At 43.9% G+C, this 23,880-nt stretch carries 21 protein-coding genes; 13 read left to right on the top strand and 8 right to left on the bottom strand.

Annotated elements, in window-relative coordinates:
* The first annotated feature begins 77 nt into the window (after positions 1-77).
* The 5 genes from AMBT_RS00410 to AMBT_RS00390 all read left to right on the top strand — a co-directional run bounded on the left by AMBT_RS00410 (position 78) and on the right by AMBT_RS00390 (position 4,938).
* Positions 78-938, top strand: a complete 861-nt coding sequence (locus tag AMBT_RS00410) for a PhnD/SsuA/transferrin family substrate-binding protein (protein WP_232363166.1) — start codon at positions 78-80, stop codon at positions 936-938.
* Position 939: 1 nt separating this feature from the next.
* Positions 940-1,878, top strand: a complete 939-nt coding sequence (locus AMBT_RS00405; RefSeq protein WP_232363165.1) for a hypothetical protein — start codon at positions 940-942, stop codon at positions 1,876-1,878.
* A gap of 188 nt (positions 1,879-2,066) precedes the next feature.
* The gene (udk, locus tag AMBT_RS00400) at positions 2,067-2,690 is read left to right on the top strand and encodes a uridine kinase (RefSeq protein WP_013782577.1); all 624 of its coding nucleotides are present in this window, start codon (positions 2,067-2,069) and stop codon (positions 2,688-2,690) included.
* A gap of 12 nt (positions 2,691-2,702) precedes the next feature.
* On the top strand, positions 2,703-3,914 hold the full coding sequence (locus tag AMBT_RS00395; RefSeq protein ID WP_013782576.1) for a NupC/NupG family nucleoside CNT transporter: 1,212 nt from the start codon (positions 2,703-2,705) through the stop codon (positions 3,912-3,914).
* Positions 3,915-4,098: 184 nt separating this feature from the next.
* Entirely contained in the window at positions 4,099-4,938 is an 840-nt protein-coding gene (locus AMBT_RS00390; protein WP_013782575.1) for an isopenicillin N synthase family dioxygenase, read from the top strand.
* Positions 4,939-5,062: 124 nt separating this feature from the next.
* On the opposite strand, the gene AMBT_RS00385 is transcribed toward AMBT_RS00390, so the two are convergent.
* Complete coding sequence (locus AMBT_RS00385) at positions 5,063-6,232, bottom strand: tetratricopeptide repeat protein (protein ID WP_013782574.1); 1,170 nt, start codon at positions 6,230-6,232, stop codon at positions 5,063-5,065.
* Between the two features lie 188 nt (positions 6,233-6,420).
* Here AMBT_RS00385 and AMBT_RS00380 point away from each other — a divergent pair, with 188 nt between their 5' ends.
* From AMBT_RS00380 to AMBT_RS00370, 3 genes are all read left to right on the top strand, one after another.
* The gene (locus AMBT_RS00380) at positions 6,421-6,927 is read left to right on the top strand and encodes a fasciclin domain-containing protein (protein WP_013782573.1); all 507 of its coding nucleotides are present in this window, start codon (positions 6,421-6,423) and stop codon (positions 6,925-6,927) included.
* A gap of 145 nt (positions 6,928-7,072) precedes the next feature.
* Entirely contained in the window at positions 7,073-7,489 is a 417-nt protein-coding gene (locus AMBT_RS00375; RefSeq protein ID WP_013782572.1) for an MAPEG family protein, read from the top strand.
* Positions 7,490-7,609: 120 nt separating this feature from the next.
* A complete protein-coding gene (locus AMBT_RS00370; RefSeq protein ID WP_013782571.1) occupies positions 7,610-8,569 on the top strand; it encodes a GGDEF domain-containing response regulator in 960 nt (319 codons plus the stop codon).
* A gap of 33 nt (positions 8,570-8,602) precedes the next feature.
* On the opposite strand, the gene AMBT_RS00365 is transcribed toward AMBT_RS00370, so the two are convergent.
* The 4 genes from AMBT_RS00365 to AMBT_RS00350 form a co-directional block, all read right to left on the bottom strand.
* Complete coding sequence (locus tag AMBT_RS00365; protein ID WP_013782570.1) at positions 8,603-9,286, bottom strand: 3'-5' exonuclease; 684 nt, start codon at positions 9,284-9,286, stop codon at positions 8,603-8,605.
* A 2-nt stretch (positions 9,287-9,288) separates the two neighbouring features.
* Entirely contained in the window at positions 9,289-11,118 is a 1,830-nt protein-coding gene (locus AMBT_RS00360) for a DUF294 nucleotidyltransferase-like domain-containing protein (protein WP_013782569.1), read from the bottom strand.
* 128 nt (positions 11,119-11,246) lie between these two features.
* A complete protein-coding gene (locus AMBT_RS00355) occupies positions 11,247-12,953 on the bottom strand; it encodes a sodium:solute symporter family protein (protein WP_013782568.1) in 1,707 nt (568 codons plus the stop codon).
* 4 nt (positions 12,954-12,957) lie between these two features.
* Entirely contained in the window at positions 12,958-13,224 is a 267-nt protein-coding gene (locus AMBT_RS00350) for a DUF4212 domain-containing protein (protein ID WP_013782567.1), read from the bottom strand.
* 257 nt (positions 13,225-13,481) lie between these two features.
* Here AMBT_RS00350 and AMBT_RS00345 point away from each other — a divergent pair, with 257 nt between their 5' ends.
* Positions 13,482-16,934: a PAS domain-containing hybrid sensor histidine kinase/response regulator gene (locus tag AMBT_RS00345; RefSeq protein ID WP_013782566.1), complete on the top strand. Its 3,453-nt coding sequence runs from the start codon at positions 13,482-13,484 to the stop codon at positions 16,932-16,934.
* Here AMBT_RS00345 and AMBT_RS00340 read toward each other — a convergent pair.
* The gene (locus AMBT_RS00340; RefSeq protein WP_013782565.1) at positions 16,931-17,569 is read right to left on the bottom strand and encodes a mechanosensitive ion channel domain-containing protein; all 639 of its coding nucleotides are present in this window, start codon (positions 17,567-17,569) and stop codon (positions 16,931-16,933) included. The genes AMBT_RS00345 and AMBT_RS00340 overlap by 4 nt on opposite strands.
* A 231-nt stretch (positions 17,570-17,800) precedes the next feature.
* Between AMBT_RS00340 and rimK the strand changes: the two genes are divergently transcribed.
* The 4 genes from rimK to AMBT_RS00320 are packed head-to-tail and all read left to right on the top strand — an operon-like array spanning position 17,801 to position 21,179.
* Positions 17,801-18,706, top strand: coding sequence for a 30S ribosomal protein S6--L-glutamate ligase (rimK, locus tag AMBT_RS00335; protein WP_013782564.1), 906 nt, complete (start codon positions 17,801-17,803; stop codon positions 18,704-18,706).
* A gap of 6 nt (positions 18,707-18,712) precedes the next feature.
* Positions 18,713-19,735: a succinylglutamate desuccinylase/aspartoacylase family protein gene (locus tag AMBT_RS00330; protein WP_129740149.1), complete on the top strand. Its 1,023-nt coding sequence runs from the start codon at positions 18,713-18,715 to the stop codon at positions 19,733-19,735.
* A 14-nt stretch (positions 19,736-19,749) separates the two neighbouring features.
* Entirely contained in the window at positions 19,750-20,184 is a 435-nt protein-coding gene (locus AMBT_RS00325; protein ID WP_041452659.1) for an ATP-dependent zinc protease family protein, read from the top strand.
* Positions 20,185-20,195: 11 nt separating this feature from the next.
* Positions 20,196-21,179: a transporter substrate-binding domain-containing protein gene (locus tag AMBT_RS00320; RefSeq protein WP_013782561.1), complete on the top strand. Its 984-nt coding sequence runs from the start codon at positions 20,196-20,198 to the stop codon at positions 21,177-21,179.
* Here AMBT_RS00320 and AMBT_RS00315 read toward each other — a convergent pair.
* Together AMBT_RS00315 and acs are read right to left on the bottom strand one after the other, a co-directional pair.
* Positions 21,163-21,816: a response regulator transcription factor gene (locus tag AMBT_RS00315; RefSeq protein WP_013782560.1), complete on the bottom strand. Its 654-nt coding sequence runs from the start codon at positions 21,814-21,816 to the stop codon at positions 21,163-21,165. The two genes, AMBT_RS00320 and AMBT_RS00315, sit on opposite strands and share 17 nt — an antisense overlap.
* Positions 21,817-21,827: 11 nt before the next feature.
* Positions 21,828-23,777: an acetate--CoA ligase gene (gene acs / locus AMBT_RS00310; protein ID WP_013782559.1), complete on the bottom strand. Its 1,950-nt coding sequence runs from the start codon at positions 23,775-23,777 to the stop codon at positions 21,828-21,830.
* Between the last annotated feature and the right edge of the window lie 103 nt (positions 23,778-23,880).

The raw sequence follows: 23,880 nt of genomic DNA, 5'->3' as shown, positions 1-23,880 counted from the left end.
ATAAATTTACCTATTGCAATAAATAACCTTAGCTGATGAAATCAGTACATAAATCACTAACTCATTTGGTTATTTTTTTGCCAATAGTCAGAATTATTGCTACCGGAAGGTGGATCATACTCCTTATTGCCGCACTTGTTTGCGGTAGTGCCGGCTATTTTTCAAAGAAAATAGAATTTATTCCGGTACCTCCTCAAACTGGTCGAACTTTAACCTGCCAAACCGAGTTACAAAATAATTTAGATACCTTTTCAGTGTATGTCACAGATGGGTCTATCGCGAATATGGCGTTAGAACGTTTATGCGACAATAAAATCATCAAAAGACAATTTGGCCAAGTCAGGGTCATCGTCGGGCAAAGCGACTATGATACCTTTCGATATATAAACCATGGAGTGGTCGATTTAGCGCTAATTAAACGTAATGTAGTTGATGCTTTCGGTGCAGATCAAATTTATGGTTTAACCCTAATAGCCTCGCACCCCAATTACAGCGCTTTCTTTATATCTCAGCGTGAAAAGCCCCTGCTTGAAAAAGAGTACTTGCTTGGCAAACGAATTGGCCTGCTCGATTACCCTTCCAGCCGCTCAGGACACATAGTTCCAAAAACCATACTTCAAAACCTTGGGCTAACTGAGAATAACGTGGACATTGTGTACTTCAATTCCCACAAAGATCTGCGCAGAGCATTGCTTGCTGGTGAAGTCGATATTATTTCATCGTACTGGGCCGAAGAAGATGCGCAAATTTTGTCTAAGAACTACGCAACGCCTCTACTAAAAAGTGTTAGCGGCATGCAATGGTTTTTGAAGATGCAAATGCAAAACACCGATTTACTCTGCGCCATGCAGTCTGTAGTGAAAGACATAGCCGACTCTCACGCACGTCCCTATTACAAAACCTTAGTTCTCGTGAATGGATGTAGTGAAGATGAGTAATATGATGTCAACTGTTCGCCCGTTTACCCTAATCTGTGCACTTATACTCTTTGCGGTACTTCAAATCATCAGTACGTTTGGCCAGATTATAGGTATTCAGTTTGCTCGTCATCATGCGAAAGACAACGTTGAAAGAAGAATAATATTGGACAGTGCGTTCCTTGATGTTGGGAATGCAACACTAAATACCCCCGTAAATACTTATGCGGTGGGTCGCTATATCGACACTATTAACGAAGATTTAGCCGCTGACAACTATCCGATTAGAGTCGCCTCAATTCAGGGGGTGAATGCTGATGTAACCTATCCTGAATATAGCTTATCCCATACTTTTGTATTCGAAAACGCAGAGCAAAAAATTACGCTAATCATGCAATCGCTCCCTATGTATCAAAACCTTAAGTTTAGTTGGTGGGCTTTAGTAATATCAGTATTGCTTGCGCCTGCGTTTGCTATCCCTAGACAGCGAAAAGCTAAGCACGTTGTCAGTGAAGAATTAGTTGTCCCACCTAAGCCCAAACTTGTTATTAATTTACGCGATAAGACGTTGGGCAATAGCGTAAATGACACCGTTGTTATATTGCAAAACAAGCCTCTTTGCTTTTATACAGCGCTCGTTAAATATTGCACAGAGAACCCAGAACACCCTCTTCCCCCACATAAAGATGTTCCTATTGAACTTATTGCGCTTGCGAATAAAGCCTTTGCACGATTGATTGAGTTAGGGCACACGAAACGTAAAAGGCCAGACTTTAACGCTAACTTAGATAAAACGTTAAGCGAAATCAGAGCATCACTTGATGAGGTATTTACCTTGTACCCTGAGGAAAAAGAACGCTATTACCCTCCACGTGCCCAAGGTGAAGGTTCTCGTTCAAAACAGCATTCTTATGCGCTTACCCATTTATCCCCTGACGATGTAGAAATTATCGGAAACTAGCTATTTTTTAATCAATTATGACAGTGACATGAAAATAAATTTAGGAATGAAAACGCACTCAAATTAAGCGAATGTTATTGATTCGGCTAGCAAATAGCGATCCATTTGACCAATTGGTATGAATATAACATTGATTCGTAGAGGCTAAACGCGTATCTTTGCTCCAATAAAATCAGCTTTCTAGAATTATGCAATCGCCTTTAATTATTGCCATTTCTGGAGCTTCAGGCTCTGGAAAGTCACTGTTTACCGAAAATTTGTTTAACGGCTTCTCTGCTCAAGGAAGGCCTGTGCAAGTGCTTCGCGAAGATCACTATTATCGCGCTCAAGACCACTTGCCCATGGAAGCACGAGAAAAAAACAACTACGACCACCCCAATGCATTTGAGCATGAATTGCTTAAAGCGCATTTGCAGGCACTGCGAGAAGGTCAGCCTATTGACTATCCTCATTACTGCTTTAAAACGCATACTCGCCTGCCTGACACAGAACTTTTGAACCCGGCGCCAGTCATTATTCTTGAAGGAATTATGCTGCTTGCTCGTGCAGATCTTCTGCCACTTTATGACGTTAAAATCTTTGTCGATACCCCACTCGATATTTGTCTTATGCGCCGCATGATACGAGATATTAAAGAGCGTGGGCGCACTATCGAGTCAGTTGCCAAACAGTACGAAGAGACTGTAAAACCGATGTATCACCAATTTATCGAGCCAAGCCGGTTCACTGCTGATGTAGTAGTTACACAAGGTGGTAAAAACCAAATTGCTCTAGATGTGATCAAATCTCACATACAGCAAGCGCTTCTATAAAGGATTGATATTATGGTGGGTTTACTGGGCATTGCAGTCCTTTTAGGTATTGCATTCGCGCTTTCGTCGGCGAAACGCAGCATTAGTTTTCGTACTGTCGGTGGCGCCTTTGCTATGCAAGCTTTAATCGGCGCATTTGTTCTGTATTCTGAGCTAGGCAAAGAAGTTCTGTTAGCAGCAACAGGGTTTGTTGCTAACATCATTGCCTACAGTCAAGATGGAATTGACTTTCTCTTTGGTCCTATTGGCGATAAATCCATTGCATTTATATTCGCCTTTAATGTGTTGCCCGTTATCGTTTTCTTTTCATCACTTATTGCTGTGCTATATCACTTAAAAGTGATGGGCTTAATTATTAAAGTGATTGGTGGCTTCCTTCAAAAGGTATTGAGAACTAGTCGTCCTGAATCTATGTCAGCGGCAGCAAACATATTTGTAGGGCAGACCGAAGCCCCATTAGTCGTTCGCCCTTTCATACCTCATATGACGCGTTCTGAGCTATTTGCCGTGATGGTAGGTGGCCTAGCCTCTATTGCAGGTTCAGTCATGGCGGGTTATGCGGGTATGGGCGTAGATTTAAAATACTTACTCGCAGCAAGCTTTATGGCAGCGCCTGGCGGTATGTTGATGGCAAAAATCATCTTGCCAGAAACCGAAGAACCTAAAGACGGCTTGAGCGAAATAGATTCGGAAGACACTGGCTACGCAAACGTCTTTGATGCGGCTGCTAGCGGTGCAGCATCTGGGATGACACTCGCATTAAATGTGGGCGCTATGCTACTTGCCTTCATCGCCCTAATTGCCATGTTCAACGGCTTAGTGGGTTGGACAGGTGGGTTGTTAGGGTATGAAAATGTTACCTTTGAAGGGATCATGGGTTACATACTTCAACCCTTAGCATGGGCAATTGGTGTTCCGTGGGAAGAAGCACAGATAGCAGGAAGCTTTATAGGTCAGAAAATGGTAGTTAACGAATTTGTGGCTTACCTTAACTACCTTGAGCACCAACCCAACCTGTCTGAATCAACGCAAGCTATTGTCACTTTTGCACTTTGCGGTTTTGCGAACTTGTCCTCTATTGCTATTTTGATGGGTGGTATTGGTGCTATGGCACCTACTCGCCGAAAAGAAATTGCTCAGTTGGGCCTTAAAGCAGTTATTGCAGCAACGTTATCAAACTTGATGAGCGCAGCGCTCGCAGGCATTTACTTAACACTTGGCTAAACGACAAGGTTAATTACTAGATTAATTTTTAGGCTAAGATTTCGCCCAAATGTAGACTAAATGGTCTACATTGATTACATTAGGCATCTTAGATGAGGTTGATTGATTTAAGTCAACTACCACAGCTTTTTTGGCGGCCCGTCTACCTTTATAATGCCGCAATCAAAATAAACGGGATAATGTTATGCAATTAGTTGCTGTTGATTACACGGCGGAAAACGCCCAAGAAGAATTCGTTAAGTCACTACGAGAGACGGGCTTTGGGGTATTGAAAAACCACCCCATTCAACAGTCACTGGTGCAAGGCATATACGATAGCTGGCAAGGATTTTTCGATAGCGAAGAAAAAAATGACTACCTTTACAACAAAGGTAAGCAAGATGGATTCTTCCCTCAAAGTGTTTCAGAGGTAGCTAAAGGCTTCACGAAAAAAGATATTAAAGAGTACTTCCATTACTACCCATGGGGACAATGTCCTGACGAACTTCGTCCGTTGCTGTCGCAGTACTATTCAGAAGCTAACACGCTTGCTTCTGAACTATTAGGCTGGATTGAGAAACATTCTCCAGAAGAAGTCAGCAATAAGTACAGCCAACCGTTAGGCGACATGATCAAAGATTCAGATCAGACGCTACTACGTGTACTTCACTATCCACCATTAAGTGGCGAAGAAGAAGTAGATGCTATTCGCGCAGCGGCTCACGAAGATATTAATCTTATTACTATTCTTCCTGCTTCTAACGAGCCAGGGTTACAAGTAAAAGCGCAAGATGGCAGTTGGTTAGACGTACCTTGCGATTTTGGTAGCCTGATTGTGAATATCGGCGATATGCTTCAAGAAGCTTCAGGTCACTACTTCCCATCAACGACACACCGTGTTGTGAATCCAGATGGCGCAGACATGACCAAGTCGCGTATTTCATTGCCACTATTCTTACACCCTCGTCCGGATGTAAAGCTTTCAGAACGTCATACTGCGGGTACTTACCTGCAAGAGCGTTTGAAAGAGCTAGGTGTTATCTAAAGAGCGCTATTCTCTTAAAAAAAAGCCACGTTTTAACGTGGCTTTTTTGTTGGTGTAATTTATTGATACGCTCGCCGCATTTACGTGGTCACTACTCATTTTGTAAGTAGTTAGTCGTTATTAATTAGTAGTTCAGAGCAATCGTGGAAAGCTTACTCATGTACCGGTTCTCATCTTGTGAATTGGGTGCAAGTTGAATTGCGCGTTTGATGTAACGCTCAGCGTTACTGATATCTCCTATCTCGTAATACACTTTAGCCAACCCAAAAAACACTTCGTGTCTGGTATTATCTAAGCGAAGCGCGCGTTGGAAATGTTCCAATGCATCTGCTAACTCCCCTTCGTCCAAAGCTTGCTCCCCAAGAATGAAATGATAAAAAGGATTTTCTTTTCGTTGCGCTTCTACCTTTGCTTTAATTTGTGCTGATTTATCAAATAACCCTTGGTGGTAATACAAAATAGACAAGTTGTCCCACGCGGTCAGATTGTTCTCATCTAGATTTAACGCAAACTGATAACTTTGCTCTGCGGCTTCAAATGCGTCGACCATACGGTAAAGCACACCTAAATTGACCCAACTTTGTTGTAACTCTGGCGATAATACTGCAGCAGCCCTAAAGTAGCTGTATGCCCGCGTATAACTGTTGGCAATTAGCGCATCGGCGCCTTTGTTGTTATAGAACATAGACAGCACGAGGCGCTTGGTAACCGGCACCCGTGGAAAGTGCGTTCTGATCATTTGTGGGTCAAAATCAACATCTGCACTACTTGGTCCGATGTTGGTCACTAATGGATCTTTCGGGACATTGATAGTTAAGTTTACGTGACCATTTAAAAAGCTGAAGCCGTCACGCCTTGTCCAATACTCGGGTATATCTACTTCATAGAACGTGGCATCGTAGCCTGCGTGCTGAGCCATAGCGTAAGTCATGATAGACAAAGAAAGGCAGTTGGCAGAACGATTATAAAACGTCTCACTGGCAACCGAGTTCGCATTGCTGCGGTACAATAGTCCCATTTCAGAATGGTCAAAGATTGACGAGATCAGACCTTTTACGTTGGTTGTTTTTCCTCCCGACTCAAAAACAGCCTCATCGACAAATAACTGAGCATCTTCTTCTAGTGCAAATACCTCCTCTTCCGTTTCAATTGGAAAAGACGCATAACTTGGAAATAGATGGTCGTGTAATGCAGGATAAGGATTCTTGGCAACAACGGGCGTAGTGCTAGCACAACCTAGCATAGCTGAACCGATAAAAACGAGTAGTGCAGTAATAAGATGTCGAAGTAACATAATGCAGCCCTCCCCTATTAACACCTTGGCGAAGTATAGCGCAGCACTCAATAATTTAACATTATTTTTACATATTCATATCTTCCTACTTTTCTTATTACGTAAACTTAATCATCCAAATTGAGGTGGTAGCGTAACAACCTGCGCAACAACAATTAATTTTCTATCTCAATTTAAGGAAAAATTTTATGCGTAAGTTAATCCCATTGGTAATGATGAGTTTGATGAGTCTTTCTGCTTTTGCTGGCCATCATATGGAGTCCGAGAAAACTGATATTGTTGATACTGCTGCTAGTCAAGAAACATTCTCAACATTGGTGACTGCTGTAAAAGCCGCCGACCTAGTAGACACACTAAAAGGTGACGGTCCTTTCACTGTATTCGCTCCTACCAACAAAGCCTTCTCTAAATTACCTGAAGGTACCGTAGAGATGTTATTGAAGCCTGAAAATAAGGCGCTATTAACACAAGTACTTACTTACCATGTAGTATCCGGTAAAGTCATGGCGGAAGATGTTATGTCGCTGACTAGTGCAACTACTGTTGAAGGCAGTGATGTGAAGGTGGTTACCGCCATGGGCAAAGTGATGATTGATGATGCAACAGTAACGAAAGCTGATGTAAAAACATCAAATGGTGTGATTCACGTTATCGATACTGTACTGCTTCCTGCTGAAGTTAAAAAAGCGTTATAGTCCATTCATAGTAAGTAGCGGGTTTCCGCTACTTCCCCCTTCCATGTAAGACACTCCGTGCAAACTCATTAGCACTGATATTTTTTGTAATCCAGAACCTTCTTCTAGCCCGTATACCAATTAACTAGCTTACAAGGATGAAGTCATGTTCATTGTTTACACTTACACTATCGCAGGGCTTGCGGTAATCATTTTAACGGTATTAGTTCAAAATATCGTTGCTGCAGTAGCGCATCGCAAACAGTCGTCTTATGTACCAGGAAAAGTCGCAGAAGACTTAAGTCATGACAGTTTTGTATTTAGAAGCCATAGAACGTTTCACAACTCACTTGAGAACGTAAACCAGTTTATTATTCCAGCCATACTTTGCATGTTTATTGGTGTTACGCCTTTTTATCTGGCGATCTTAGTTTGGGTGTATGGCTTATGTAGAATTGTTCATATGGCACTATACTATGCGGTAGCGACAGAGCGTAACCCAAGTCCGAGAACCTATTTTTATATGATAGGACTGGTAACTAACCTAATACTGTACGTGCTTCTTTTTATATCGTTAATTTAAATGAGTTAAAATATTAATTATTAAACTTATGTTTAATGCATTTTTTACACTCGCCGCGGTACTCTGGGTATAACGTTTACAAATTGTTGGAAACAGCTGCGTTGTAGGTAAAGGACTAACATGTTTATTGAGCAAGTAAATAAACGAACATTATCAGACTGCCATTTATTAATTGTAGATGATCAAGCAAGCTCTCGAATGATTTTGGAAGGGCTTCTTGATGAGATGGTAAGTTGTACATCTGTTTCTTCCGGTGCAGCAGCGCTTGCTTACTGTGAAGAAAACACGCCTGACCTTATCTTGATGGATGTTTATATGCCAGACATGGATGGCCATCAAGTTGCAAAAGCCTTGCGTGAAAACCCGAGCAAGTCTGATATTCCAATTATCTTCGTTACCGCAACAACATCTGACGAAGCCCAATCAAAATGCTGGAATTCTGGCTGTGTTGATTTTGTGACCAAACCTATTAATGCATGCACGTTACAAAATCGCGTGAAAGCGCACCTCAATCATAAGCTCAAAAATGATCTGTTAGAAAATCTCATTTATATCGATAGGCTAACAGGCGCCTATAATAGACATTATTTAGAAGACTACCTTCCGCGCTTGATGAAAGATGGCAAGCGGAGTCATAACCCTCTTTCTCTTGTACTTTTCGATGTTGATGACTTTAAGCGGTTCAACGACCGATATGGGCATATGGAAGGCGATAGCTGCTTATGGAGGCTTAGCAAGGCAATTAACGATAGCTTGTTGCGTCCTATGGACAAATTAGTTCGTGTGGGCGGTGAAGAGTTTTTAGTTATTCTACCTAGCACTGATAAAAAAGGCGCAAAATTAGTCGCCAATCGACTTTTGGAAACCGTGTTTAATTTAAACATTCCCCACGCTGATTCAAACCTTGCAAGAGTGACAATTAGCGCTGGGGTAGCAACTAAAAATCCAGACGACAACAAAACCATCGACTTCACTATGCTGCAAGCTGATAAAAGCCTCTATGCTGCAAAAGGGCAAGGTAGAAACTGTGTCGTAAGTAGCGTGGAAAAGGCTCACAATGTTATGGAGCCGGAAATTTAAGTGGTATGGTAATGCTTAGTTTAGGGTAATTTATTAAGGCTTAACCACCCCAAGTGTTTTCTTACCAAGCGCTTTAGTATGTGATAAGTCTGCCAAGCAACTTTGTTGTGTTAGCCCTAATGACGCTAACTGTGCATAACATAGGAGTAGCGCTGCCATGGCATCTTCTAAGGCATTATGTTGAGGCACCGCCGGTAAACCAGCTCGTAGTAAGCATGCACCTAGGGATGCACTATTTGAGGGAACGACTTCGTGCTCTTTTTTCAATTCATACAAAGCAAGTTGTAAAGTGTCGATGTAATAAACCTCTTGTGCCGGTAAATTTAATCGCCTAAATACCGCATCTAGCACCGCCAAATCTAAATTCGCATTATGGATAACTAAAACCTTCGAGGGTAACTGTGCGGTAAATTTAGTCAGCACATCTTCTATTTTCTCGCCCTTTGCAATATTATCCTGAATAAGTCCATGGATAACGGGGCTTTGCCCTAAAGACGCCTTGGTTTTCACAACGCTATAAGCGCTAGTTTCTAGAGCAATGCTACTATTACGCCCACATACCCAGCCAAAAGAGGTAATTTCTGACTCATTGGCGTTTAAGGAGGTCAGCTCTAAATCAATCGACATAAGGGTAGTGTCTTGTAAGGTCGCGTTTTTGAACCTATCGAATGATGATGGACCGCGCCCAGATAACCAGTTACTTAGCCATTGCAACATACCTATGCCATGCCACCGGAAAAATTTATGATAATTGCTTTTTGGGCTCTTTCGATAGCTTGAAACGATGCCTTTAGTTGATGCTTTTCTATAGAAGATAAAGACGACACTGACACACTATTATCTGCCACGTTATGCTGAAGTTGGTGCCGCCAGCGTAATCGATTTAAAAATATCCAAATATCCCGCAAATTCGCTGCATCTTTGGTAGAAAGCTCAGAATTTTCGGGCAACAGAGATAGCCTTGCGAGAGTGCCAGGTACTGATATCCCTCCTGCTAGGGCATAAATACGCGCAATATTGTTGATCAGTGCCACCGCACGTACTTTTAAATCGATCGTATCTTTCAGCTTCCCTCCCTTCTCATAAGTAAATTTTTGAAACATAGAAAGAGGTACAGAGACTTCATTTGCATGACGGGACAATGCCGCAAGAAATAAACTTTGTTTAAGCAGGGGCATTCTTTGACGTTGTAGCGTTTTAAACAAGCCCACATCACCCGCGGCGCAGCGTGCATCAAGAAAGATATTAAAGTGCATAATGGCATCTTTGGTAGGCGCATTTACCCATTTCCGCGCTTGTTCAACCGCTTGCTCTAACGTTAACCTCAGCTCGGGATTACTCGCCATAATATTGCCACTGCATAGCTTAATACCACATTTTGCTAATCCCTTGCAGACATAGTCAGCCATGGCGGCAAAGTAATCGGCTTGTGCTTGCGAGGGCAATTTAGCTAATAGCAACGCGTTGTCTTGATCCGATCCCATTGTCTGATCTTCTCTCGCTTGTGAGCCATAGACTAGCCACGAAAACATCATGCCGGCTTTACCATGTTCTTGCTGAAAGAAGCCAATGAGTTTTCGCGTCATAATATCAGTGGCCTGAGATAGCACTTTACCTGCAATATCATAATCGCCTGCGTGTTTAGCATGTGCAGAAAAGTAATGTGGAAGCTGCCACGCTAAACGTGTTAATTCGTACAAATTGCTCGCTTTCGACAATTCGCCAATAATGAATAGAACGCTGCCTCGTTGATGGCGAACAATATCACTGGCCGTCACCATCCCCACGGGTTCATGACTGTCTTTATCTAAAATAGGCAGATGATGAATGTTTTTTTCGGTCATTAATGCCATGGCGTCGAATAACGTTAGGTTACTGGCAACGTTCGCTGGCGACGAGGTCATAACACTGCTAACAGGGTTCGTCAGCGCAACACCAGCGGCAACCACTCGGGAACGTAAATCTCTATCGGTAACGATACCCACTAGCTGCCCTGCTTCAGTAATGAGAAGAGACGACACCCGGTTATCGGTCATCAGTTGAGCCGCTTGTTGAATGGGCGTATTTACATCGGTGCCAATGGGTGCTTTTTCTGTTAAATCACAAAGTGGTTTGTACAACCACATAGATTTTGACTCTGTTATAGCCTGATTTTGTAGTGCATCATGTCGCAATCCATTAAAAAAAGTATTAATGCTATCGAAACGAAGAAGCGCTTTAAATGGTGCTTCATCAAAGCTGTACACTAGACCTGGGCTCTCTACCGTCACCGACATTGGATAGTCTCTACCATCCAAAACACGCTGGAAGCCAAAGTAGTCCCCTTCACTAACATAACGGGGGGCGTCTTGCTCGGTACTTACCGAAAACTGGCCGCTTTGAATGAGATAAATTCGGCGAGATTGTCCAACTAAGGTCTTTAGGTTTTCTTTTGTTACGTAAAGCAATTCTGCCGAGGTAAGTAAATCAGTTAATGAATCCACATCAAGCGTATCAAAGGGCGCAGATGCAGCAACAAAATCTGCGACTTGCTGGGCAATAGCTGTCATACACAATGCTCCTGAAACGATAAAAACCAACCCGCTTTTAGAGTTTCCTCTTTGAACGGGTTGGCTTAATAAAGGCTCAGTTAATTACTGAGCGTCAGCTTCTTGTTTTAACAATTAACTTCTAGCCGTTAGTGTGCAGATGCCTCGCCCGCCCCTTTCGGATAGCGAATGCTTTCTACTAACTCTTGAATTTCTTCCGGCGCCTCATCGGTAAACTTAAACACGATAAAAGCAACAAGGAAGTTAACTATCATACCTAACGTACCTATGCCCTCTGGCGAAATACCAAACCACCAGTTTTCAGGTACATTTGCCGCAGGATTAACAAACTTGAAGTAAATGATATAGGCAGCAGTGAACGCAATACCTGCAATCATGCCTGCAATAGCGCCTTTATCATTCATACGTTTGCTAAAGATACCCATAATAATGGCAGGGAAGAAACTGGATGCCGCCAGACCGAACGCGAAGGCGACCACCTGCGCCACAAAGCCCGGTGGATTAATCCCAAAGTAACCTGCAATAACAATGGCTACCCCTGCGGCCAGTCGCGCATAAAAGAGCTCAGACTTATCGGTTATATTGGGCGCAAAGTTACGCTTCAATAAGTCATGAGACACCGATGTAGAGATAACAAGCAGTAAGCCTGCGGAAGTAGACAGTGCTGCAGCTACGCCACCAGCGGCCACTAATGCAATGACCCATGCTGGTAAATTTGCTATCTCAGGGTTAGCTAATACCATGATGTCACGGTCAACTTTCATTTCGTTGCGCTCATCACCAGAGTAAAACATCACCCCATCACCGTTCTTATCGTTGAACTCGATAAGCCCAGTTTGCTCCCAGTTTTTAATCCACGACGGTGCTTGCTCGTAACTTGTACCAGTTAGTTCAGGCCCGTTAATGGTTTCAATCATATTTACGCGAGCAAAAGCTGCAAGAGACGGTGCCGTAGTGTAAAGAATAGCAATAAATGCTAATGCATAACCTGCCGACTTACGCGCATCATGTACTTTCGGTACAGTGAAGAAGCGAACGATAACGTGAGGTAATCCAGCCGTACCTACCATCAATGCAAAAGTAATAAAGAATACATCGATGGTACTCTTCGAGCCGGAGGTATATTCATGAAACCCGAGCTCCACCGAGAGGTTGTCGAGTTTCTGCAGTATATGCATCCCCGACCCATCTGCGAGTGTGGCGCCGAACCCCGTTTGTGGAAGAATGTGGCCAGTTACCATGATAGAGATAAATACCGCAGGTACGATATACGCAAAAATCATTACGCAAAACTGCGCAACTTGGGTATAGGTAATACCTTTCATTCCACCTAGTACCGTGTAGAAAAACACGATAACCATGCCAATAACCACACCCGTAACAATATCGACTTCTAAGAAACGACTAAATACTACGCCAACTCCTCGCATTTGCCCCGCCACATAGGTAAAGCAAACAAAGATCGCACAGAAAACTGCAACGGTTCTCGCGGTTTGGGAGTAGTAGCGGTCGCCAATAAAATCCGGTACAGTAAATTTACCGAATTTACGTAGGTAGGGTGCTAGACACAAGGCAAGTAATACATAGCCTCCAGTCCACCCCATTAGGTAAACCGCGCCGTCGTATCCCATAAAGGAAATAAGGCCGGCCATTGAAATAAATGATGCTGCCGACATCCAGTCTGCAGCGGTAGCCATACCGTTTAGCACGGGAGGCACACCGCCACCAGCAACGTAGAAGTCGTTAGTAGAACCCGCTCTAGCCCATACAGCTATGGCGATATATAGCGCAAATGTTGCGCCTACAATAATAAATGTTAGTAGTTGAACGTCCATGGTATTACTCCTCGTTTACGCCATAACGTTTATCCATCGCCTTCATCTTTGACATATATACAAAAATTAGAGCGACGAATACATAAATGGAACCTTGTTGCGCAAACCAGAAACCCAGTTTAAATCCAAAAAAGTGGATATTGTCTAGCACATCGACAAACAAAATGCCGGCGCCAAACGACACCGCAAACCAAACGATTAAAAGCTTAGCAAGGAGAGACAAGTTCTCCTTCCAATATGCTTTTTTGTCGTCATCATTTCTAAATGCCATTGTTCCGTCCTCATGTCAGGTTAATCAATTGTTTTATTTTTACATTTTCCTAACGCCCAGCTTTGCTAACATTATTGCCAAGCTTTTTCATTTAGACCGAACAGGCCTCAGAGCGGCAAAAGTCAAGCACTTAGGAGCACGATGTATACTCTAGACCTCACTATTCAAATTCAAAATGAGACCATGGTCGTAGGTAGACCATGGTTGAAATGATTATAATGCACACAGACTTGTTAACTTTAAGTTAAAGGAAACTCATGACGTTTGGTTGGGTTACGCTTGCGGTATTGTATCTATTTTTGCTTTTTTCTTTGGCGAGTTGGGGCGATAAGAACTCGCCTCGAGCACGCGCGTTAACCTCGCATCCAGCCATCTACTCGCTGGCACTCGCCATATATTGCACGGCGTGGACATTTTTCGGCATGGTCGGTCAGGCTAGTCGCGACACATGGATTTACCTACCTATTATGTTGGGGCCCATCTTGGTCTATGCGCTTGGCTATCGATTTATTTATAAAATGACCTTAGTGAGCAAAAAGCAACATATCACCACAATTTCCGACTTTATCGCGTCTCGTTATGGTAAGCGCCAAACCGTAGCGCTGTTAGTGACCGTTATCGCCCTGCTGGCCACCATTCCCTATATTGCGTTGCAATTAAAAGCGATTGGCTCCACTTTTCAGCTATTAACCCAACAGCCCAATAGTAATTTTATCGTGATTGCTGCCACCACCTTTATTGCCGCATTTGCGATTTATTTTGGCACTAAGCATGCCGATGTAACCGAGTATCGCCGAGGGTTAATGCTCGCTATCGCCTTTGAATCTACGATTAAATTACTGGCATTAGTCTTAGTTGCCTTTGTGGGCTACAGCGCTTGGCGACAAACCGAGACAGGCCCTTTTCTAGAATCCTTTGTGAATACAGCCGCACTCTCTCAATTTAGCTCGTTCAACTTTATCGCTCAAACGATCATGGCCGCGGCTGCCATTGTATGTCTGCCTCGCCAATTTCATGTGGCGGTCATTGATAACCTAAGCCTTTCGCACTTAAAAACGGCCCGTTGGTTGTTCCCACTTTATCTTGCGATTATTTCTGCGGTTATTCCTATTATTGCTATTGCGGGTAAAGCTATTTTTGCTGGTGCCAACGTTGAACCAGACTCCTACGTACTCTCCCTTGCCATGTTCTCCGGCTCAGCTTTACTACAGGTTATTGTATTTGTAGGCGGGTTATCGGCCGCTACCGCAATGATTATTGTGGCAACCTTAACCCTAAGTACCATGTTAACCAATGACGTTATTTTGCCTCGTTATTTAGCATTTCGAGGGAATCCTTCTGAGAAGAAAGATTTCTCGGCGCAAATACGCCTTATCCGACGCGTTGTTATTGCTTTCATTTTACTTATGGCATTTTTATATCATCAACAAATGACCAGTAGCCGCTCGCTACACTCAATTGGGCTTATTGCGTTTTCATTAGTCATCCAGTTGATGCCGGCGATCCTCGGTGGATTATATTGGAAACGTGCCCATGCCCATGGTGTTTACGCAGGCTTGTTAGTGGGAATAATACTTTGGGTACTGTGGTTGGTATTTCCGCTCGTAGGAAAACAAACCTCGCAATTTGCCAACAACGAACTTATCAGCCAAGGCGCGATGATAAGCCTTGGCGCTAATACCGTGATGTATATTATTTTCTCTTGGTTCGCCCCGCACCGGCTCATCGACAGAATTCAAGCCGAGGCCTTTGTGTCTCCTGCTGTGGTTAAAAACAGTGTGATTAAAGGTCCTAATAGCAATGTGACGGTATCTGACCTCACTACGCTACTATCAACCTTCATGGGTACAGGTCGATGCGAACAGCTTATTGAGCAATATCAGCATCACAATAGTTGCACGCTGAACCACCAAGCTTCTCCCGATGAAGACTTTCTTGCGTTTTGTGAGCGTGCGCTAGGCGGTGTTATAGGTGCATCCAGCGCCAAAGTGTTATTAGACAGCGCACTGCGTGGCAAGAAAATGGACTTCACGGAAGTGATCAACTTTTTCGATGACACCACGCAAGCTATGCAATTTAATATGACTGCGCTTTTGACCTCGCTGGAGAACATGGATCAAGGCATTAGCGTAGTTGATAAACATTTAAATTTAGTGGCTTGGAATAAGCGATACGCAGCGCTATACACCTACCCTGAAGATTTTCTTGCTGTAGGCATACCCATAGAGAAACTTATCCGCTTCAATGCTTCACAAGGAGAATTTGGCAAACTGGACGTAGAAGCGGAAGTAGAAAAGCGCCTAGAACACTTACGCTCTGGTACCCCGCACCGATTTAAACGGCAGCGAAAAGATGGCCGCGTAATAGAAATGGTAGGCAATCCCCTACCTGGCGGAGGCTTTGTAACCAGTTTTAATGACATCACCGATCATATTGAGATTCAACAAGCCCTTGAAGAATCAAACATCGACTTAGAAGCCAGAATTAAGCGGCGAACCGAAGAGGTGCATACTATTAACGCCGAGCTACGCCTTGAAATAGAGCGGCGCTCTGGTGCAGAAACTGAACTTATACGGGCTAGAAAGGCGGCTGAAGATGCGAATGCCAGTAAAACTCGCTTCCTGGCACTTGCCAGCCATGATGTACTTCAGCCTCTTAATGCCGCCAAGTTATATATCTCGGCACTAGAGGAACAAGAACTATCGAATGGTGTGCATGAAATCATTCAAAAGCTGCATCACTCCGTGACCTCAAGTGAAGCCCTTATCGGTACGCTTTTAGATATTTCACGCCTTGACCAAGGTGAAATGAAACCAGACATTGAGCCCGTGGATGTGCAGGCTCTTCTCAGCCCGCTTATTGACGATATAAGAATGCGGGCACGGGAAAAAGGCCTTTCACTGCGGGTATGGATTAAACCACTTTGGGTAATGGCCGACAAGACTTACTTATATCGAATTATGCAAAACCTGCTGTCAAATGCAGTGAAATACACCCAAAGCGGCAAAGTTGTATTGGTTATAAAACCCGTAGGGTCAGTCGTTTCTTTTCGTGTTTACGACACGGGTATCGGCATTTCGGAAGATAAAAAAGATAACATCTTTAGTGATTTCTATCGCATTAATCAAAGTGCAGAGCACGGTATTGGTCTAGGGCTAGGCGTTGTTCGTAGATTAAGCCAGCAGTTGGGTAGCGATATAACCGTATCCTCGTCACTCCAAAAAGGTAGCTGCTTTACCTTTACGCTGCCAAAAGCTCAACCTGGCTCTTCAATAAGTACGACAGCCAAGCCTAAAAACACAACTTTCACTGGATTGCAGGTACTTTGCGTAGATGATCAAAGGGAGAACTTAGATGCCATGCAAACGCTGCTAGCTCGCTGGGGCGTTAAGGTGATGTTGGCGGGGTCTTGGGATGAAGCGCTTGCCCTGATTGAGCAAACATCACCTCAGATATTATTGATGGACTATCAATTAAGCCACGATGAAACGCAAAACGGCTTAGCCTTAATAGATAAAATTAGATACCAGCTTGATGCCATATTACCCGCTGCGCTTATCACAGCCACGCCGGATGAAGATTTAGTGGTTAAGTGTAAGGATCAAGGGGTTAACTATTTATCTAAGCCGCTAAAACCCGCAAAACTTAGGGCACTATTACAAAGCATGACTCGCCATATTCGCGAGTCACACTATACCGATAGCGACTAAATTTGGGGGGCGCTTTTCACCCGGCTCTTTTTCGTCGGTTTATCGGATTGTTCTTCCGTTTTAGTCGCTGCCGTTGTTGGGGTTACTTTACCCATGGTGCCCCACGCTGATTTAGGATTTATAAGCACAGGACGAGTTAAAATTAGGTTATTGGGGTACATGAGGGTTTCGCGCTCAGAAGTAACCAGCCGAGTACTAAATGGCCCTAAGTCGGCAATATAGCCCTCTATAAAATTATCGCCATCGAGGATACGAATAAAATTTCCTCGGCGATACGCAACGTTCGTCAACAGTATGAAATAAGCGGTAATATTGCTTATCAATGACCAACTGGCGAACAACGCTACCCCTGTTACCGTGATAATAGAGGTTGATAATACCAATAGGCCTGAGAAGTCTATTCCCCACGCTAGAAGCAGCAAGGCTAACGATACGGTCGCCACAATAACTCGTGCGGCAAATAACCCCTTAATTGCGCTGGTAGACTTTAATTTGGTTTTCTCAATATTGGTTTCAAGTTTGGGAAGAATTTTTCGTGAAGCCGCCAAATAAAACAGTAAAACCAACCCACTCCAAATAAGGTTTGATTGGTAGCTCGTAAGCCAAACCACTACCTCTTGCCACCACTGCACCATAGTAAAAAACTCATTATATCCTCATGTTACCCCATGCTACCGCGTAACGTTTTTGAGTTCATCCAGATATTACTGTCGCCACCACAATAATAATTCGTAAGACCATTAATAAAAGGTGCTTTATGATGCGCGCCAATTCGCTGCAGTCCGACTAATCTGGCTATGCACCCAAAAAGGTGCTAAAGATTAAGCAGCACTTTTTTGAAAATTTATAACAACAGGCAATTTACAATGCGCATAGCGATTTTATCTCGGAATTCTCGTCTCTATTCAACCTCTCGTTTAGTAGAAGCAGGTCGTGCTCGCGGTCATGAAGTAGATGTTATTGATACCATGCATTGCTATATGGACATCACCAGTTCTCGTCCATCGGTGCGCTACAAAGGTAAAAGACTTCCTTATTACGATGCGGTTATTCCTCGCATTGGCGCTTCTGTTACCTTTTACGGTACTTCGGTTGTACGCCAATTTGAAATGATGGGCACCTATAGTGTTAATGAGTCTGTGGCGATAAGCCGCTCTAGAGACAAGTTACGTTCTCTACAACTGTTATCACGTAAAGGCATTGGCATGCCGCGAACTGGCTTTGCTCACCACCCTGATAAGATAGAAGACGTGATAAAAACTGTGGGCGGCGCGCCAGTGGTCATTAAACTACTTGAAGGTACTCAAGGTATTGGTGTGGTATTAGCCGACACCCATAAAGCGGCTGAATCAATTATTGAAGCCTTCATGGGGTTAAATGCCAGTATCCTAGTGCAAGAGTTTATTAAAGAGGCCGGTGGCTCTGATATTCGGTGCTTCGTAGTAGGCGGTAAAGTGGTTGCCGCAATGAAACGACAAGCGGCACCGGGTGAGTTTCGCTCTAACCTTCATAGAGGCGGTCAAGCCAGCTTGGTAAGACTAAGCCCAGCTGAACGCAAAACTGCCGTAGACGCTGCTAAAACGATGGGTTTGAATTGCTGTGGCGTAGATATTTTGCGTTCAAATAATGGGCCTGTAGTGATGGAAGTAAACTCTTCACCAGGCTTAGAAGGCATTGAAAAAGCCACTAATAAAGATGTGGCCGGTATGATCATTGAATTTATTGAAAAAAGTGCAGAGCCGCACAAAACCAAAACACGAGGTAAAGGCTAAGTGGCAGTGGATAATTTAGTCATTGGTGGGCAGAGTATCGCGCCAGGCGAATCAGTGAAAATTGAGCTGGAGATGCCCCCGTTATACACCGCGACAAACATGAGCATTCCCGTGTATGTTACCCGTGGTAAACGCCCTGGCCCAACGATGTTTGTTAGCGCCGCTATCCATGGTGATGAACTCAATGGTATCGAAATTGTAGGCAGACTCATTCGCTCACGGGCCATTGAACGGTTAAGAGGTACCCTAATCGCGGTGCCTATGGTGAACGTGTACGGGGTGTTAAACCAGTCTCGCTATTTGCCTGACCGTCGCGATCTCAACCGCAGCTTTCCTGGCAGTAAAAAAGGCTCGTTGGCCGGTCGACTCGCCAACTTGTTCTTAAAGGAAATTGTGCAAAAGTGCGATGTAGGCATAGACCTGCATACCGGTGCAATCCATCGCAGTAATTTACCGCAAATTCGCGCTGACTTAGACGATCCTGAAGTACTAGAGATGGCAAAGGCGTTTGGCGTTCCCGTATTATTAAACGCTGAGCTACGTGAAGGTTCGTTACGTGAAACCGCCAGCGAGAGTGGCGTTAAAATTTTGCTCTATGAAGCAGGGCAAGCCCTGCGATACGATGAGTTCTCTATTCGCGCAGGACTTCGCGGTATTATTAATACCATGCGTCATTTGGGTATGCTTAACAAGAGTCGCAGTAAAGGCCATAGTATTGAGCGGTTTATTGCGCGGCAAAGTGGCTGGATACGAGCGACAGAAAGCGGTTTTGTTACTCATTTAGCCCAACTTGGCGATCATGTGAACAAAGGAGATAAACTGGCGACTATTGCCGACCCATTTGGGGGGTATTTGGCCAGTATTGAAAGTCCAGCCGAGGGCGTGGTGGTAGGTAAACAAAACATACCACTGACTCAAGAAGGAGAAGCGGTATATCACATTGCCTATTTCTCACAACCCGATACAGTGGCAGAACACGTTGAGTTATTGCAAGACAACCTGCTACCAGGTGAAACGGAATATACTTGATTGAAGGCGAATACATGAAAAATAAGAAAGTAGTGGGTGCGGTTGAGTTATGCGACCTTCCTGCATTTACCATCACAGATTTAAATGTTCGGGTTGATACCGGCGCAGCAACCTCCTCTTTGCATGTAGATAACATTGAAGAGTTTGATGTAGATGATGAATTGTGGATACGCTTCGATATTCACCCCGATATTCATAATGTGGATAGAGTGGTAAGAAGAGAAGTAAAAGTTGAAGGAAAAAAACGGGTAAAAAGCTCAACGGCCACAAGAGAGAAGCGTTATGTGATAGTAACGCCTATAATCATGGATAGTGTGCAATGGGATATTCAGTTAACCCTAACAGACCGCTCTGAAATGACGTATCTTATGTTGCTTGGCAGAGAAGCCATGAGTGGCCATTTTTTGGTTGATCCCGAGCATGAATTTTTACTTACAGGGAAGGATTAACCGTCGATACAATGATAGGAAATACGATCAGCCGAACATTGCTCTCGTCAGCTTTCATATTGCTGAGCGGCTTATTCACTCCACTGGTTTTTGCAGGCGAGGTTACTGACTCGCCTAGTCTAGAAAAAGACGCTAAAGCAACGTTGCCTCATAAAGTGCTGCGTCTTCCTAATGTGCATCCTGGTCGAGATCCCGTTTACGCATACGCCAAAACACTGCTGTCAAAAGTAATGGAAGTGACAGAAGATAAGTATGGCACCTTTGAGTTACAAGTCAGCAAACAGGAAATTGCGCAAGAGCGCCAATTAAGAAGCCTAGAACACGACATGTTAGATATCACATGGAGCGTGTCTTCTATCGACAGAGAAAAACTACATCGCGCAATACGCATTCCTATCATGGGCGGATTTTTTGGCAAGCGTATTATGCTTATTCGCGCCGATGATAGTCGCTTCGATGCACCGCTATCGCTTGAAAGTCTAAAATCAATGCGCGCGGTACAGGGTTATGACTGGCCTGACACTCGTATTTTTCGCCACAATGAAATTCCCGTGCTTGAAACTACTTATCAAGCCTCTTTTCGAATTGTGTCTGAAGGTTTTGCCGATATGTTTCCGCGCAGTGTAATGGAAATACAACATGAATTGGACAAGCAACCTGACAGCACATTGAAAATTGAGCCACACCTGCTGGTGTCTTATGACAGCCCTTTATTTTACTTCGTTGCATCAGATCAGGAGGCCTTGGCTAACCGAATCAATGAAGGGCTTACTGTCTTGCTGGAATCTGGAGAATTTCAGGCATTCTTAAAAGCGCAGCCTGTTTACCAAGACAGCATGACGCTGATGCGTGGACGCACTGAGATTGAAATTGAGAACCCTTTGTTAAGCGAACAAAGTAAGGCAGCGCTTAAGCATTACCTTACTTATTATGAATCCGATTTGCTTATTGAACCGATTGACGTACCGCTGGAAAAGACTAATGATCACTTGTAGCGGGCGGCTCTAGCTCTAGTTGAGATGCAATTAATACCGCTTGAGTACGATTATTTATGCCAAGCTTTTTGAAAATCGCAGTAACGTGGGCTTTTACCGTAGCTTCGGCAATATCCAAATTATAACCAATTTGCTTGTTAAGTAACCCATCTCGCATAAAGCACAGTACTTTGTATTGAGACGGTGTTAGTGAGGCTACATTATCTGCAAGCTCAGAAAACTCCTCATCAATCTCATCGACACTATCGCTTAAATTAGGTGGTAGCCATACATCCCCATCTAAAATAGCTTGTACCGCATTAGCAATATCACCAGAGCTGGCAGTTTTAGGGATAAATCCCAGCGCCCCAGCACTCATGATTTTTGATATAAGTTGGGTATCTTCCGTACCAGACACTACTGCTACAGGTACGTCAGGAAACAGTTTACGAATGTGAATTAACCCGAAAAGGTCGTTGCTGCCCGGCATATGTAAATCAAGCAGCAACAGGTCGATATCCTCGCGATTGAGAATATCGACTGTCGATGTTAAATCACCAGCTTCTGATAGCGTCAGCGCTGGTAAAGACAATGACAAAGCGCCTCTTAAGGCATCCCGATACAACGGATGATCATCGGCAATTAACAGGGTTGTCATTGCATTATCCTTTATGATTTATTTAATCGCTCCTCAATGAGTGTATCAACAACTGACGGATCCGCCAATGTAGATATATCACCAAGTTGCTCATGTTCGTTCGCAGCAATTTTACGCAAAATACGACGCATAATTTTACCTGAACGGGTTTTAGGTAAGCCAGCCGACCACTGTATTTTATCAGGTGTCGCAATGGGGCTAAGCTCTTGTCTCACCCAGTTTTTAAGCTCTGTGGTTAGCGCATCATCAACGGCAACACCGTCAATTGGAGTAACGTAGACGTAAATGCCCTGCCCTTTAATATCATGAGGGAAGCCCACTACAGCCGCTTCAGCCACTTTTGGATGCGCCACTAGTGCGCTCTCAATTTCAGCAGTACCTAAACGGTGACCGGATACATTTAACACATCATCGACGCGCCCTGTAATCCAGTAATAACCATCTTCATCACGTCTTGCGCCATCACCGGTAAAGTATACACCTTTGTAAGCACTAAAGTAGGTACTGATAAAGCGTTGATGGTCGCCATATACAGTTCTAGCTTGGCTTGGCCAGCTATCCTTAATCACAAGGTTACCTTCGGCTGCGCCTTCAAGTTCGTTGCCTTCAGCATCGAAAAGCGCAGGCTGAATACCAAAGAATGGCCTCGTGGCAGAACCAGGCTTAAGTGCTGTGGCACCAGGTAATGGCGTTATCATATGGCCACCAGTTTCAGTCTGCCACCATGTATCCATGATAGGACAACGGCTTTGGCCAATTACACGGTAATACCATTCCCACGCTTCAGGGTTAATTGGTTCACCAACTGTACCGAGTAAACGTAACGAAGATAAGTCGCAACCTTCTGCTGGCTTATCACCATGCGCCATCAATGCACGAATAGCCGTTGGTGCCGTGTAAAGGCTGTTTACTTTGTATTTTTCTACTACTTGCGCAATACGACGCACGTCAGGATAAGTAGGTACGCCCTCAAAAAACACCTGAGAAGCGCCGTTGATCATAGGGCCGTAGACCATGTAGCTGTGTCCTGTGATCCAACCGACATCCGCAGTACACCAGTAAACATCATTTTCTTGATAATCAAAGGCGTATTTAAAGGTCATGGCGGTATAAAGCAAGTAACCACCGGTAGTATGCACTACGCCTTTAGGCGTGCCAGTTGAACCCGATGTATACAGGATAAACAGTGGGTCTTCCGCGTTCATCACTTCAGGCTCACACGTTGTGGCGCACTCAGCCACCAGCTCATCCCACCATACATCGTGACTTTCGTTCCACGCTACATCTTCACCTGTTACTTTCTTAACGATGACATGAGTAATGGATGGGCAAGCACCTTTTGACAAGGCCTTATCTACATTGGCTTTTAGAGGTACAGAGCGACCCGCTCGGCGGCCTTCATCTGCCGTAATAACCACTTTGGCATCGCTATCATTAATACGATCGGCAATCGCGTTCGGCGAGAACCCCCCAAAAATAACAGAGTGAATAGCACCAATTCGGGCGCACGCCAACATAGCGTAAGCAGCGTCGGGCACCATTGGCATATAAATAGCGACTCTGTCGCCTTTAGTCACACCTAGAGATTTAAGAGCGTTAGCTAATTTACAAACTTCATCGTGCACTTCTTGAAAAGTAATATCTTGGCTGTCTTCAGGGGAGTCACCTTCCCAGTGAATAGCCACTTTATCAGCGCTGTCTGCTAGGTGACGGTCGATACAGTTGTAACTGGCATTTAATTCACCGTCTTCAAACCATTTAATAGAAACATCATTGTCACCAAAATGGGTGTTTTTCACTTTGGTCGGCTTTTTAAACCATTCAAGTAAGTTTGCATGTTCAGCCCAAAATGCTTCAGGGTGTGCTACAGAATTAGCATACATCTCAGCGTACTGAGCATCCGTTAAATGGGTGTTACTTTTAATCGCGTCAGGAACAGAAAAAATCTTACTGGCAGTCATAAAAAATTGCCTCCAATATCAATAATGTGAAATGCTTTCATATACTAAACACTGTAATGATTAGACTATAAAGTAAAAATGCGACTTTGGTCTTACGGTTTAT

Source organism: Alteromonas naphthalenivorans (assembly GCF_000213655.1).
Lineage (GTDB): Bacteria > Pseudomonadota > Gammaproteobacteria > Enterobacterales > Alteromonadaceae > Alteromonas > Alteromonas naphthalenivorans.
Note: the sequence above shows the minus strand (reverse complement) of the source record. Positions and strands in the feature narration are given on the sequence as shown.